This window comes from Mesorhizobium tianshanense, from assembly GCF_007830515.1.
Classification (GTDB): domain Bacteria; phylum Pseudomonadota; class Alphaproteobacteria; order Rhizobiales; family Rhizobiaceae; genus Mesorhizobium; species Mesorhizobium tianshanense.
This window is the reverse complement of record NZ_VLKT01000052.1, coordinates 1-13,113: the sequence shown is the minus strand read 5'-3', so window position 1 is coordinate 13,113 and position 13,113 is coordinate 1. Positions and strand designations below refer to the sequence as shown.

General features: G+C 63.2%; 13 protein-coding genes and 1 pseudogene. 6 read left to right on the top strand and 8 right to left on the bottom strand.

Annotation, left to right across the window (positions count from 1 at the left end):
* Positions 1–129: 129 nt before the first annotated feature.
* Positions 130–561 (bottom strand): DUF4437 domain-containing protein, encoded by a 432-nt coding sequence (locus tag IQ26_RS30575; protein WP_145722124.1) that lies wholly within the window; start codon positions 559–561, stop codon positions 130–132.
* A 114-nt stretch (positions 562–675) separates the two neighbouring features.
* Positions 676–1,647, bottom strand: coding sequence for an AraC family transcriptional regulator (locus IQ26_RS30570; RefSeq protein WP_145722123.1), 972 nt, complete (start codon positions 1,645–1,647; stop codon positions 676–678).
* A gap of 90 nt (positions 1,648–1,737) precedes the next feature.
* Between IQ26_RS30570 and IQ26_RS30565 the strand changes: the two genes are divergently transcribed.
* Positions 1,738–2,955 carry an MFS transporter gene (locus tag IQ26_RS30565; protein WP_145722122.1) on the top strand — a complete coding sequence of 406 codons (1,218 nt, stop codon included), beginning with the start codon at positions 1,738–1,740 and terminating at the stop codon, positions 2,953–2,955.
* Between the two features lie 6 nt (positions 2,956–2,961).
* On the opposite strand, the gene IQ26_RS30560 is transcribed toward IQ26_RS30565, so the two are convergent.
* Positions 2,962–3,309: a GFA family protein gene (locus tag IQ26_RS30560; protein WP_145722121.1), complete on the bottom strand. Its 348-nt coding sequence runs from the start codon at positions 3,307–3,309 to the stop codon at positions 2,962–2,964.
* Between the two features lie 120 nt (positions 3,310–3,429).
* On the opposite strand from IQ26_RS30560, the gene IQ26_RS30555 reads away from it, so the two are divergent.
* On the top strand, positions 3,430–4,725 hold the full coding sequence (locus tag IQ26_RS30555) for an amidase (protein WP_145722120.1): 1,296 nt from the start codon (positions 3,430–3,432) through the stop codon (positions 4,723–4,725).
* A gap of 10 nt (positions 4,726–4,735) precedes the next feature.
* Here the strand turns inward: IQ26_RS30555 and IQ26_RS30550 are convergent, their stop codons facing one another.
* Genes IQ26_RS30550 through IQ26_RS30530 form a run of 5 tightly spaced genes read right to left on the bottom strand, consistent with a single transcriptional unit; the run spans position 4,736 to position 8,981 of the window.
* Complete coding sequence (locus tag IQ26_RS30550) at positions 4,736–5,122, bottom strand: hypothetical protein (protein ID WP_145722119.1); 387 nt, start codon at positions 5,120–5,122, stop codon at positions 4,736–4,738.
* A gap of 42 nt (positions 5,123–5,164) precedes the next feature.
* Positions 5,165–6,145, bottom strand: a complete 981-nt coding sequence (locus IQ26_RS30545) for a hydroxyacid dehydrogenase (RefSeq protein ID WP_145722118.1) — start codon at positions 6,143–6,145, stop codon at positions 5,165–5,167.
* Position 6,146: 1 nt separating this feature from the next.
* The gene (locus tag IQ26_RS30540) at positions 6,147–6,863 is read right to left on the bottom strand and encodes a FadR/GntR family transcriptional regulator (RefSeq protein WP_145722117.1); all 717 of its coding nucleotides are present in this window, start codon (positions 6,861–6,863) and stop codon (positions 6,147–6,149) included.
* A gap of 2 nt (positions 6,864–6,865) precedes the next feature.
* On the bottom strand, positions 6,866–8,035 hold the full coding sequence (locus IQ26_RS30535) for a mandelate racemase/muconate lactonizing enzyme family protein (RefSeq protein ID WP_145722116.1): 1,170 nt from the start codon (positions 8,033–8,035) through the stop codon (positions 6,866–6,868).
* 58 nt (positions 8,036–8,093) lie between these two features.
* Positions 8,094–8,981, bottom strand: a complete 888-nt coding sequence (locus tag IQ26_RS30530) for a sugar phosphate isomerase/epimerase family protein (protein WP_145722115.1) — start codon at positions 8,979–8,981, stop codon at positions 8,094–8,096.
* A gap of 394 nt (positions 8,982–9,375) precedes the next feature.
* Between IQ26_RS30530 and IQ26_RS30525 the strand changes: the two genes are divergently transcribed.
* The 4 genes and pseudogenes from IQ26_RS30525 to IQ26_RS30510 all read left to right on the top strand — a co-directional run.
* Positions 9,376–10,431, top strand: coding sequence for a sugar phosphate isomerase/epimerase family protein (locus IQ26_RS30525; protein ID WP_145722114.1), 1,056 nt, complete (start codon positions 9,376–9,378; stop codon positions 10,429–10,431).
* A 152-nt stretch (positions 10,432–10,583) separates the two neighbouring features.
* Positions 10,584–11,771, top strand: coding sequence for a Gfo/Idh/MocA family protein (locus IQ26_RS30520; protein WP_145722113.1), 1,188 nt, complete (start codon positions 10,584–10,586; stop codon positions 11,769–11,771).
* 38 nt (positions 11,772–11,809) lie between these two features.
* Positions 11,810–12,664, top strand: a complete 855-nt coding sequence (locus tag IQ26_RS30515) for a sugar phosphate isomerase/epimerase family protein (RefSeq protein WP_145722112.1) — start codon at positions 11,810–11,812, stop codon at positions 12,662–12,664.
* Between the two features lie 274 nt (positions 12,665–12,938).
* A pseudogene (locus IQ26_RS30510) lies at positions 12,939–13,113 on the top strand (IS110 family transposase); the annotation flags it as partial.

Below are 13,113 nucleotides of genomic sequence, written 5' to 3'. Positions count from 1 at the left end.
TTTAGGTTGTTGCTTTTATGCATGTCGTTATCGCAAAACCGCTGCACACTTTTGCGCGACGGTATCGCCGACGACCGCCGGCCGATCCAGCTAAGGCCAAGGCTGGTCGTTTTGTGGGCCGCCGCCCAACTATTTCGGGAAGTAGGTCTCGTAAGGCGTTTCGTTGATCAGCAGGATCACGCATTCTGTGTCCGAGAGGCAGGCGTCATCATGCATTTCATTGGCCTTCTGGGTCCAATACGACCCCGGAGGCAGTTCGACCTTGGTTGCTTCGCCGCCGTCCATTTGCCAATGCGCCCAGAGCCCCTGAATGACCACCGCGCGGTAATCGGCGGTATGCGCATGAACCGGTGCGTGCCAGTTGCCGGGGACTTTGAGCAACGTGCCCGCCGGGCCCTTGGCCCGTTCGCCCCATAACGGGCCGAGCCTATGCGGCTGGTCAGGCACTTCGGCGACGAAAGGGATCTTGTCGGCCGGCAGGTAGCTGTCTTCAAGGGCAAGCACCCGGCCCGGAATGAAGGACAAGGCGGCGAGCGCAAACAATGGAAAGCAATTGGCCATCGAGGTTTCCTCCGCTGGCCAAATTATTCACGAAACGCCGCCGGGCAATGACACTCCGTCCAAAAGACTTGGCAATTCCTCCAGGGTCCGGCAGCACGGCCGAGCTTTCCGGTTTCAGCTCTCGTCGTCGCTGCCGCCGGTATTGCGCAGATGGCTTGGCGCCACGCCGATGACCCGCTTGAAAGCGCGGCTGAAAGACGCTTCTGAATCGTAGCCCAGCTTCGCCGCGACCACGGACACTCTCATTCTGTCGCGGGCCAGCCATTGCCGCGCCTGGTGCATGCGCACGCGCAGGACATATTTGGCCGGCGTCTCGCCGACCACTGTCGCGAAGCGCTGGGCAAAGGCGGAGCGCGAGGCCCCCATCATCCGCGCCAGGGCTTCGACCGTCCAGTCGCGTTCCGGCTGCAGATGAATGGCCGCCAGCACCTTGCCGACATCCGGATTTCTGACCGCCGCGATCCATCCAGTGGCGTCGCCGCAGCCATTCTCCACCCAGGAACGGATGATCGTCGCCGCCAGCACGTCGGCAAGGCGCGCCAGGATGCCGCCGGACCCAACCCGGTCCATCGTCACCTCGCCCGCCATCGCATCAAGCAGATGCTGGATGCCCGGCGCATTCGCCATCAGCTCATGTGCCCTCATCAGGTCGGGCATCATGTCCAAAAGCGGATGCGATCCATCGAGATTGAAATGCATGCTGCCGCAAAACAGCAGGGTCTTGGGGCCGCCGCACTCGTTCGAGACGTCGTAGATGTTTTCGCACACTGGCTCGATGCTGTAGCGGCCGATCGGTACGGCTGAGACCCCCGGCGCGCTGGCCAGCACATGCTCGTCGCCGCGCGGTATCAGCAGCGCATCGCCCACCGTCAGTTCGATCCATTCCTTGGCCGGAGCGAACAGCCAGCAGCCCTGCTGACCGATAAAGTGAAACCGTGCTGCCTTCTGAGCAGGGAAGGACACCGCCCAGGGTTCTCCCAACACGCAGCGTCCATAGTCGACGCCATCAAGGCGCAGGCCACGCAGCATGTCGGTCAAGGGATCACCGGAAGTCGCCAGCGGTGTTTTGGACGAATTGTAATTCATTCCGGTGTTTCTAGCATGGAAACTCCAGATAGTCACCCCCATGTTGCAGTGCAGCCAAATGTTGCGCTGCAACCAGACCGGAGATCCATCATGACCGAACCCGCCACAGGCATCATCGATGCCGCTGTTCTCGACTCCTCCGAATCCGAAGAACGAGCCGAGCCGGCTTGGGGGGCGGTGGTGTCGCTGGCACTTGGCGTGTTCGGCCTGGTGACCGCCGAATTCCTGCCCGCGAGCCTGCTGACGCGGCTGGCGCAAGATCTCGGCATCACCGAGGGCGCGGCCGGACAAGCGGTCACCGCAACGGCTGTGGTCGGGGCAATCGCGGCGCCAACCATGGCCATTGTCACCAAACGGCTGGACCGCAGGCTGGTCATGTGGGGACTGACGGTGCTGCTGATTGTCTCCAACCTGCTGGCGGCCTTCGCGTCGTCGCTTCCCGTTCTCCTGGCCGCCCGGGTCGTTCTTGGCATCGCCCTCGGCGGCTTCTGGTCGATGTCGGCGGCGATGGCCATGCGGCTCGTGCCGATGCGGTTGATGCCGCGCGCGATGTCGATCATCCTCACCGGCGTTTCGGTCGCAACCGTCACCGCGGCCCCGGTTGGCGCGTATGTCGGCGACATCTGGGGATGGCGCACCGCCTTCATGATCGCAGCCGTCGTCGGCGCCCTGGCGCTCCTGGTGCAGATCGCCACCATTCCGCGATTGCCGCCGGCGGGCGTGGCCAGTTTTCGCACGTTGCTTGAGGTAATGAAGCGGCCGACGATCAGGGCAGCACTTTTGGTGGTTCTGCTGGTCGCCTCGGGCCACTTTGCCGGCTTCACCTATGTCCGGCCATTCCTCGAGCAGGTTCCGGCGCTGGACATAGAGACGATCTCGCTTGTACTGCTGGCCTACGGCATCGGTGGGTTCTTCGGCAATTTCGCCGGCGGGTTCATGGCCGAGCGGAACCTCAAGGCAGCCGTCGGCCTGGCACCTCTGCTGATTGCATTGTCAGCGCTGCTGCTGCTCGTTCTTGGTGCCTCGCCAGTGGTGGCGGCAATGGCGGTCGCAACCTGGGGCTTCGCTTTCGGCGCGGTGCCGGTCGGGCTGCAGACCTGGCTAGTGCGGGCCGCTCCCGACCAGGCCGAAAGCGCCGGCGGGCTGATGGTCGCCACATTCCAGGTGGCCATCGCGCTGGGCGCTGTTTTCGGCGGCCTGCTGGTCGACAATGCCGGCGTTGCCAGCGCTTTCGCCTATTGCGGGATCGCGACCTTGCTGGCGGCCTTGGCGGCGTTCTTGCTCGGCCCAAAGGCAGCCGACAGTTGAGCTCGGTCAAACCGCGCGACCGTCGAAATCAATCACCGGCACCGCGTCAAGGTCGAGATCGTCGAGGCAGTTGACGTTGGCATAGGCACTTCGTTCATTCCCTTCGCTGACATCCTCGGCGAAGGGGTGAATGCCGCAGGTGCGGCAGAAGCGGTGCGCGATAACGTGATTGCCAAATGTGTAGCTGCCGAGATCATCGCCCCAGGCAAGCACACGCAACGTGCCATGCGGCACGGCCCATAGCAGCGCACGCTTGCGCGAGCAGATCGAGCAGTTGCATCGCAGGGCTGCGGTCAATTCGCCTTCGACCTCGAACGCCACCTTGCCGCAGTGGCAGCTGCCTTTGTAGAGCATCAGGTCTCCTCCTTCCGTTCGACAGGGGTGCAAATCTGCCCATGCCGGGTTATGTCTCGCGAGCCACGTGCTGGCTGTTGCCTGTAAGACGTTGCAGGCGTCCGGAGTCCGACACCGAAAATGCAGTCCGTCCGTGACCGTCTCGAAGTCGTCCTTTCGCGTCTCGCCGTCCGCGCGGACAATGAAAGCGTATTCGTAAAACTTTATCCGGAAGCCGCGCGGGTGGCAGCCGATGCCGCCGATGCGCGGCGCAAGGCGGGTGTGACGTTCGGGCCGCTCGACGGAGCGATCGTCTCGATCAAGGATCTGTTCGATGTCGCCGGCGAGCCGACCACAGCCGGTTCGTTGTTGCTCAGCACCGCGGCGCCGGCGCTGCGGGATGCCGTCATCGTGCAACGGTTGCGGCAGGCGGGCGCCGTCATCTTCGGCAAGACCAACATGACCGAATTCGCCTTCACCGCGATCGGCGTCAACCCGCATTACGGTACGCCCGGCAATGCGACCGACGCCAGCCGGATTGCGGGCGGTTCATCCTCCGGCGCCGGTGTTTCCGTTGCCGAAGGCACGAGCGAGATCTCGATCGGTTCCGACACCGGCGGTTCGGTGCGCATCCCGGCATCGCTGAACGGTGTCGTCGGCTTCAAGCCGACGGCACGGCGCGTGCCGCGTGATGGCGTTTTCCCGCTGTCGGCCACGCTGGACTCGATTGGTCCGCTTGCCCGCACCGTTGCCGAATGTGCCGCAACCGACGCGGTGATGGCGGGCGAGGAGCCTGCGGCGCTTATTCCGCTTCCGCTTGCCGGACTGCGCATCGGCGTGCCACGCGGCGTGCTCTTCGAGGATACGGAAGAAGAGGTCGCGGCGGCGTTCGACGAATGCGTTCGCAAGATAGAGCTTGCCGGTGCAGGCCTCGCCGATCTGTCCATCGATGACCTCCTTGCCGGTTTGCGTGCGGTGACCAAGCAGGCCTCGATCGCGGCAATGGAAGGCGCCGAGGTCCATGCGGATTGGCTCGCGGCTGGCGCGACGACGCCGGTCGATCCGCGGGTGAGCGAGCCGTTGTCGCGCGCTGCCGCCGTTCCGGCCACGGCCTATATTAGGGCAGTCCGCCGCCGTACGGCGCTTCTGGCGGCCATGGATGAGCGGCTGGCATCGGTCGATGTGCTGGCTCTGCCGACCACGCCGGTCACCGCGCCGACCATCGTGTCGATGACCAGCGACGAGGGTCTGTGCGACAGGACGGAAGGCCTTCTGCTGCGCAACACGCAGGTTGCCAACCAGTTCGACCTCTGTGCGATCTCGCTGCCGATGCCGGGAATGGCCCGCCCCGCCGGGCTGATGCTGGCGGCGCGCAACGGCCACGACCACCGTCTCCTGCGCATCGCGGCGGAAGTCGAGACACTGCTTGGCCGTTGAGGATGGGACGTCAGTGCGACGAACAGTGGCCGCGTTCGCTGTTCCTGGACGCGCGTTCGATACCGGTAGCGACCAGCCAGGGCAGAGTGTATTGCTTGCCGTTGAGGGTCTGGGTCCGGTTCTCGATGGAGCCGACAACGACGACCTTGCCGGCGTAGAGCTTGTCCGAGAGATCGAGCGCCTTGTCCTCCTGCGGCAACCCATCGATGTCGATCGACACGCCCTTGATGATCTTGCCCGTGGCAAGATCGAGCGCGCTGTTCGACGGACAGGGCGCCATCACACAGCGCAGGCCGTTGTCGCAATAGACATAACTGCTCTCGGCCGCAGCGACCGAGGGCAGGGCGCAGATCGAAAAGATGGTAGCAGGCAGCGGCGTGCGGCGAAGAACAAGCATGGGCTCAGCGTCATGGAGAAATGGGGCGAAACGGCGGTGGCGCTATGCGTCGGCCGGAAACCGCCGCCGGTAGTGCTCGACCACTTCGGGATTGCGCAGATTGACCGGCAATTTGTTGGCCAGCACCAGCAAGGTTTCAGCAGCCGAACCGACGCCCATGCGCATCATCGACTGTTCGGTGATGCCGGCCATGTGCGGGGTGACGATGACATTATCGAAGCTGAAATAGGGATGATCCGAAGGCAGCGGCTGCGTCGCAAAGACATCGAGCGCAGCACCGCCGATACGGCCCTTTTGCAGCGCTTCGATCAGCGCGTCGTCGTCGATCACCGGCCCGCGCGAAATATTGATCAGCAGCGCATCCGGCTTCATCCGGGCGATGCGCTCGCGGCTCATCAATCCGCGCGTCTCCGCCGTCAGCGGGCAGCACAGAACGATGATGTCGCTCTGCTCGACCAGCGCGTCGATCGACAGGAAGCCGACCCTGTCCGGCGCTGGCCCCATGCTGCGCGTCGTCGCCACCACGTTCAGGTCGAAACCATGCGCCGCGATATGGCCGACGGCCCGTCCGATGGCGCCGAGGCCGACAATGCCGATTGTCTTGCCGGCGAGCTCGCTGGCAAGAATGGTGTGGTCGCGGCCGGCCAGCCAGCCTTTCGCCCGCAGGTCGCGGTCCACCATGCGGAAACGACGAAGCAGCGCCAGGGCCGCGAACATCACATATTCGGCGACCGAACGTGCATTGACCGCCGGCACGTTGGCCACCAGCACGCCGGCTGCGTTGGCCGCTTCCATCGGGACCATGTCGAGCCCGGCGCCGTGGCGGATTGCGGCCCTGAGCTTCGTCGCCCCTTCGAAAAGCGCTGATGGCAGCGGCGCGCGAACGATGATGATATCGGCGTCCCTCGCCTCGGCGGCCAGCGTGCCCGCATCGAGGGCGGAGGCGACAACGAGGTCGCCGGCACCAGTCAGCATGGCGGAGGCGCGCGGGTGCAGCGTGTGCGTCGACAGGATCTTGGGCATATCAGACCTGTTCGAGCGCCGGGCTGTGAGGTTCCGCCCCGCCGCCCTCGATCAGGCCTTTCCAGTAGCTCTCCGCACCTTGCAGATGGGCGCTCATCAGCGCCTGGGCGAGATTGCCGTCGCGGCGCAGCAGCGCCTCGTAGATCTGGATGTGCTCGGCATGCGAGCGCACGTTGCGTTCTGGATCGTTGAAATAGATCGGCAGGCGTTGCTCGCCCATCATGTAGTAGACGCTGCATATGTTGTGAAAAACGCTGTTCTTGGTTGCCCGCACGATCTCGAGGTGAAACTCGCGATCCTCCTTGGCGAGGCCCTCGCCTGCCGCAATGCGCTCTTCCGAAGCCTTCAGGATCTCGCGCAGCCGTTCGAAATTTTCCTCGGTGGCGCGCGAGCAGGCAAGCTCGGCCGCCTTGATCTCATGGATCTTGCGCAATTCGACCGTCTCGTAGATCTGGATCGGATCGAGCGGCAGGCCGGCTCGCGCGAACAGCGCCATCGCCTCGACGCTGGCCTGCTTGGTGTCGATGTAGATTCCGGATTTGGCCCGGCGCTCGACGATGCGCATGGCTTCGAGGATGGCCAGCGCCTCGCGGATCTGGCCGCGGCTGACCGCAAAATGCTCCGCCAGTTCTCGCTCCGACGGCGTTCGGCCCGTCGCCTTGTCGGAGTGGGAGAACAGATGGGCGGCGAGTTCCGCGAGAAGGTTCTTTTCTTTCATGATCAGCCGCGTAGCGCGTGCGCCTCCAGGAACCGTTCCGAAAGGGTGAATCCCAGTCCGGGCTTTTCGGGGATCGCTATCATACCGTCCTTTGCTTCGACAGTCTCCTCGACCAGGTCGTGGATCATCGGGTTGGCGCCGAGCGAATATTCGACGGTGAAGCTCGCCGGCGAGGCGGCACAGACATGGAGCCCGGCAAAGAAGCAAGGCGCGCCGGCCCACAGATGCGGCGCGAAGCGCAGATTGAAGGCGCTGGCGATGGTGCCGATCTTCATCGCCTCGCTGATGCCGCCGCAAAAGGCGGGGTCAGGCTGGAAGATATCGGCCGCCTTGAGCGTGGCGAGGTCGCGGAAGGCATAGCGCGTCGCTTCGCTTTCGCCGGTGGCGATCGGGATGGAGCCGGACGCCCGCACTTCGGCCATCCCTGGCTTGTCGTCGGCAATGACCGGCTCCTCGAACCAGGCCAGATCGAGATCGCCGGCGAGATGGATGAAGCGCTTGGCTTCCGCCACCGTATAGGTGCCATGCGCATCGACCATCAGCTCGACGTCGGGGCCGAGCGCCTGTCTTGCGGCGCGGACGCGGGCGGCGGAAATGTGCGGAGCGCCGTCCATCGCGCCGACACGCATCTTCAGCGCCTTGAAGCCGCCCTTGGCGATATAGGATTTCAACTGGTCGCCGATCGCCTCGGTGGAGGCCCAGCCGCCGGAAGCATAGGCCGGCATGCGGTCGAGCTTGCGGCCGCCGAGCAGCCGCCAAACCGGAACCCCCAGCGACTTGCCCAGAATATCCCATAGCGCGATGTCGACGGCGCTGATCGCGGCGACGCTGATGCCGCGCCGCGCCAGTTGCGGCATGGCGTGGCCATTTTGCGCGGCACTGTCGTGGCGCACGCCATTGTAGAGCATCTCCCAGATCACCCCGATGTCGGCCGGATCGCAGCCGATCAGCTGCGGGCCAACTTCATTGTTCAGCATATGGACGAGGGCGCCATAGCTGCCGGCGCTGCCGGCGGCGTTCTTGCCTTCGCCCCAGCCGACCAGCCCATCGTTGGTCTCGATGCGCAGGATGGCGGCGTCGAACGTCGTCACCTGGCCGAAGTCGCTGCGGTGCTGCTTCGCGGCCTCGATCGGTATGCGGACCCACCAGGCTTGGACCGTCTTGATGCGCATGTTCATCCCCGGCCCAGCCGCCAGTCAGGGCGGAAGGGCTCATTCCCAAACGGATCGACTACTTGATCAGCGGCAGCAGCGTTTCGGCGTTGATGCGCATCTGATCGGTGTAGAACTTTTCCGTCAGTACGCTGGAACCGTGGTCCTGGATGAATTTGAGCTGCTCCGGCGAGATGTCGACCGGATTGCGCTCGACCATGTCGGGATAGGGAGCGGCCGGCGTGCGGTCGACGGGGGCGACGAACTCGTTGGTCAGCGCGCCGTCGTAACCAACTTCCTTCAGCGTGCCGACGATCTTCGGCCAGTCGATCTGTCCGAGGCCGGCGGCGAAGCGGTTGTTGTCGGCCACGTGGAAGTCGAACAGGCGCTTGCCGACCTGGCGGATGGCGTCGTAGACGTTAAACTCTTCCATATGGATGTGGTAGGCGTCGAGGCAGACGCCGCATTCGGGGCTGACCGCATCGGCCAGCGCCAGCGCCTGGGCGCCGCGGTTGAACAGATAGGTCTCGAAGCGGTTGAGCGGCTCGACCGCGATCTTGACGCCCACCTTTTTGGCATGGGTGAAGCATTCCCTGGTGGCGTCGACCACCCATTTCCATTCTTCCGCCTCGGTGCCGTCCGGCACCACCTTGCCGACGGTGGCGGGAACGAGCGTGATGATCTCGCCGTCGAGTTCGCTCACCATGGTCAGCACGTCCTTGACATACTGCACGGAGCGCTCGCGCTGACCCTGGTCCTTGGCGGCCAGGTTGCGTTCGCCCAGCATCAACGTCACCGCCCCCCAGCAGCGGATGCCGTGCTCCTTCAGCAGCGCACGCGTCTCATTGGTCTTGTACTGCTCGGGTTCACCGGAAATCTCGATCGATTCATAGCCGAATTTCTTGATGCGCCTGAGCGTCGTCTCCAACGGTTCCGCCCGCATCCAGTTGTGCGTCGAAAGATGCATGGTCTGTCCTTCCCAGAATTCGCCTATAACAATTCGCCCGTGACGCGCTCCACCAGAGTGCGTTGCGTGATTCCTCCCCAAGGCGCTCCAGCATTTTTGTAAACTGGTTCGACCAATTGGGCCTGTAAGGAGGTCTACAGCAATTTCATCTGGACGGCAAGAAGTGCTGAAGTGCTGCTCAGATCCCTGTTTACAGCATTGATTATATTGCAATATGCGGCATAACTCGGCATAGTTGCAGGCTTCGGAAGGCAAGTCAGATGACTTGACCAGATTTTGACATTTGGTAATACCAGAATAGCGGTGCGCAGCGCACTGTACGAAAAGACCAAAGAGGCTGGCCCTGCTTTCAATCGGCGCTATGCTTGGTCATGGATAATTAGGGAGGATATCGATGCCGTCGACGATGAAGGGTCCCGGACTGTTTCTGGCGCAGTTCGCGGGCGATGCCGCACCGTTCAATTCGCTGCCATCGATCACCAAATGGGCGGCCGGGCTGGGCTACAAGGGCGTGCAGATCCCGACCTGGGACAGCCGGCTGTTCGACCTCGAGAAGGCGGCGTCTTCCCAGGCCTATTGCGACGAGGTGAAGGGCATCTGCACTGACGCCGGCGTCGAGATCACCGAGCTGTCGACACACCTGCAGGGGCAGTTGGTGGCGGTGCATCCGGCCTATGACGCGCAGTTCGACGGCTTCGCGCCGCCGACGGTGCACAACAATCCCAAAGCCAGGCAGCAATGGGCGGTCGAACAGATGCAGTTCGGCGCCAAGGCTTCGAAGAATCTCGGGCTCAAGGCGTCGGTATCCTTTTGCGGAGCACTGGCTTTTCCCTACCTTTATCCTTGGCCGCAACGGCCGGCGGGATTGATCGAGGAAGCGTTTTCCGAACTGGGAAAACGCTGGAAGCCGATCCTCGACGTCTATGAGGACAATGGCGTCGATCTCGGCTACGAGATCCATCCAGGAGAGGACGTGTTCGACGGCGCGACCTTCGAGATGTTCCTCGACGCTGTCGGCGGCCACAAGCGCTGCAACATCAATTACGACCCGTCGCATTTCCTGCTGCAGCAACTCGACTATCTCGACTTCATCGACATCTACCACGAGCGGATCAAGGCGTTCCACGTCAAGGATGCCGAGTTCAATCCGACCGGCCGGCAAGGCGTCTATTCGGGTTACCAGAGTTGGACGAACCGGGCCGGACGCTTCCGCTCGCTCGGCGATGGACAGGTGGATTTCGGCGGCATCTTCTCCAAGCTCGCCCAGTATGACTACGATTCATGGGCGGTGCTGGAATGGGAGTGCTGCCTGAAGCATCCGGAGGACGGGGCGGCCGAAGGCGCTCCGTTCATCCAGCACCACATCATCAGGGTGACGGAAAAGGCATTCGACGATTTCGCCGGCGGCGCGACAGACAAGAAGGTGCTGCGCGCCATGATGGGAATTTGAAGCGGCTTCCCCTCCCTCTCGAGGGGAGGGGAAGCCCGAAGGGCCGGGTGGGGTCGGTTCATATCGAGCTCCACGCCCGGCGACCCCACCCGATCCGCTGCGCGGATCGACCTCCCCTCAAGGGGGAGGTAAGCAACAGCTAGGAGAAAATCATGGTCGGCGCATCGAAGTCGGAAACGGGAGGCGGCCCGATCCGCTACGGCATGGTCGGCGGCGGGCAAGGCGCCTTCATCGGTGCGGTGCACCGGGTCGCGGCGCGCATGGACAATGAGTTCGTGCTGGTGGCCGGCGCCCTGTCGTCGGATCCGGCGCGTGCCAAGGCATCGGCCGCGGAACTCGGGCTCGATCCGACGCGCAGCTACGGCTCCTTCGCCGAGATGGCCAAGGCCGAGGCCAAGCGGCCGGACGGCATCGAGGCGGTGGCCATCGTCACGCCCAACAATGTGCACGTACCGGCGGCGAAGGCTTTTCTCGAGGCTGGCATCCACGTCATTTGCGACAAGCCGCTGGCGACGACGCTTGCGGAAGCGAAGAGGCTGGCAGCATTGGTCGAAAAGACCGGCAAGGTCTTCGTCCTCACCCACAACTACACCGCCTATCCGATGATACGGCAAGCGCGCGAGATGGTGGCCAAGGGCCAGCTTGGCGACATCCGCATCGTGCAGTCGGAATATCCGCAGGACTGGCTGACCGAGGACCTTGCCGCCACCGGCCAGAAGCAGGCGGCCTGGCGCTCCGATCCCAAGCAGGCGGGTGCGGGCGGTGCTTTGGGCGACATCGGCACGCATGCCTATAATCTGGCGCGCTTCGTCTCCGGGTTGGAACTCGATTCGCTATCCGCAGATCTCGACGCCTTCGTGCCGGGGCGGCAGCTCGATGACAATGTCAACGTGATGCTGCGCTTCAAGCCAGTCGGCAAGTCGCACCCGGCCAAGGGCATGTTGTGGGCGAGCCAGGTTGCCCCCGGCCACGAGAATGGGCTGAAGCTGCGCATCTACGGCACGAAGGGCGGGCTCGAATGGGTGCAGGCCGACCCGAACTATCTCTGGTATACGCCATTCGGCAAGCCGAAGCAGTTGATCACCCGAAATGGCGCCGGCGCGCTGCCCGTCGCTGGGCGCGTCAGCCGTGTTCCCTCAGGCCATCCGGAAGGCTATCTCGAAGGTTTCGCCAACATCTACCAGGAGGCGGCCCGCGCCATCCGCGCGGCGCGCCGCAAAGGCGGCAAGCCGGCTAAGGATGTCATCTTCCCGACCATCCAGGACGGCGTCGAAGGCATGGCGTTCATCGAGGCCTGCGTGAAGTCTTCGAAGAAGAACGGGGCCTGGACGAAGCTCTGATTTAACAAGCGGAAGGGATCAAAGGGGAGGGGGCGTCGATGAAAATCGGCATGTGCATGTTCTTATGGACGACGGCCGTGTCGAAGAAACACGAGCCGTTGCTCAGGGATATCAAGGCGACTGGCTTCGATGGCGTCGAGATACCGATCTTTGCCGGCACGCCGGACGACTACACAAAACTTGGCGAACTGCTCGACCGCATTGGACTGGAGCGCACCGCCGTTTCGGCCATGGGCGATCCAGCGATGAACTTGATCTCGGCCGATGGCTCAACGCGCAAGGCCGGCATCGACTATATGAAATGGGCGATCGACTGCTCACAAGCGCTTGGCGCCAAAACGTTGAGCGGCCCGCTGCATTCGACGCTCGGCGCCTTCTCCGGCAGTGGGCCGACGGCGGCGGAGAAGAAGCGCTCGGTTGCCTCGCAACGCGCCATCGGCGACCATGCCGGCAAGAAAAACGTCACCATCGGGTTGGAGGCACTCAATCGCTTCGAGTGCTACCTGCTCAACACGATGGACGATCTGTCGGAGCATATCGACGCAATCAACCGTCCGCACATCAAGGCGATGTATGACACCTTCCACGCCAATATCGAGGAGGCCGACCCGATTAACGCCTATACGCGCAACCGCAGGAATGTCGTCCATATCCATATTTCGGAGAATGATCGCGGCGTGCCTGGGCGCGGCCACATCCCGTGGAAAGAGACGTTTTCGGCCATCCGCAAGAACGGCTATGACGACTGGCTGACGATCGAAGCCTTCGGTCGCTCGCTGAAAGATCTGGCGGCGGCCACCAAGGTGTGGCGCGATTTTTCCGAAAGCCCGGAAGCCGTTTATCGCGAAGGCTACAAGCACATCAAGAACGGCTGGAAGAAGGCAGGCGCCTAGTGGTGAAAGCCTGGCCTCGGAACGGCAAGGTTGGGTGGGACTTTGCCTTTCATATCTGCCGGAATGGCGTGATTGCGCCATAACCAGCCATCGCGACGCGTATCATTGAACAACCGAAAAGGGCCGAAGAACGAACATGACGTAATCGCGGGAGCGGTGGCCACCAAAGCTGTGGCGGCGATGTTCGGAGCTCTAGCCGGCTGGCTGTCCCCCGCTAGGATGAAGAACGGGCTCACGATGGACACCGGGCCCAGGCATCGAACGGAGGACAGCCATGAAGCAGTATATCGGTCTCGACGTATCCATAAAAGAGACGGCAATTTCGATCCGGCAGGACGGCAAGAGGATTTGGCGGGGCAAGTGCGCGTCCGACCCGCAACTGCTCGCGGCGGTGATCCGCAAGCGCGCACCGTATGCCTGGCGGGTCGTGTTCGAGACGGGGCCGCTGT

Excerpts from the sequence above, each read along its gene's own strand:
- IQ26_RS30540 (WP_145722117.1), bottom strand. The coding sequence starts at position 6,863 with ATGAAAGAAAAGAACCTTCTCGCGGAACTCGCCGCCCATCTGTTCTCC.
- IQ26_RS30545 (WP_145722118.1), bottom strand. The coding sequence starts at position 6,145 with ATGCCCAAGATCCTGTCGACGCACACGCTGCACCCGCGCGCCTCCGCC.
- IQ26_RS30515 (WP_145722112.1), top strand. The coding sequence starts at position 11,810 with ATGAAAATCGGCATGTGCATGTTCTTATGGACGACGGCCGTGTCGAAG.
- IQ26_RS30535 (WP_145722116.1), bottom strand. The coding sequence starts at position 8,035 with ATGCGCATCAAGACGGTCCAAGCCTGGTGGGTCCGCATACCGATCGAG.
- IQ26_RS30560 (WP_145722121.1), bottom strand. The coding sequence starts at position 3,309 with ATGCTCTACAAAGGCAGCTGCCACTGCGGCAAGGTGGCGTTCGAGGTC.
- IQ26_RS30555 (WP_145722120.1), top strand. The coding sequence starts at position 3,430 with ATGCAGTCCGTCCGTGACCGTCTCGAAGTCGTCCTTTCGCGTCTCGCC.
- IQ26_RS30525 (WP_145722114.1), top strand. The coding sequence starts at position 9,376 with ATGCCGTCGACGATGAAGGGTCCCGGACTGTTTCTGGCGCAGTTCGCG.
- IQ26_RS30520 (WP_145722113.1), top strand. The coding sequence starts at position 10,584 with ATGGTCGGCGCATCGAAGTCGGAAACGGGAGGCGGCCCGATCCGCTAC.
- IQ26_RS30530 (WP_145722115.1), bottom strand. The coding sequence starts at position 8,981 with ATGCATCTTTCGACGCACAACTGGATGCGGGCGGAACCGTTGGAGACG.
- IQ26_RS30550 (WP_145722119.1), bottom strand. The coding sequence starts at position 5,122 with ATGCTTGTTCTTCGCCGCACGCCGCTGCCTGCTACCATCTTTTCGATC.
- IQ26_RS30570 (WP_145722123.1), bottom strand. The coding sequence starts at position 1,647 with ATGAATTACAATTCGTCCAAAACACCGCTGGCGACTTCCGGTGATCCC.
- IQ26_RS30575 (WP_145722124.1), bottom strand. The coding sequence starts at position 561 with ATGGCCAATTGCTTTCCATTGTTTGCGCTCGCCGCCTTGTCCTTCATT.
- IQ26_RS30565 (WP_145722122.1), top strand. The coding sequence starts at position 1,738 with ATGACCGAACCCGCCACAGGCATCATCGATGCCGCTGTTCTCGACTCC.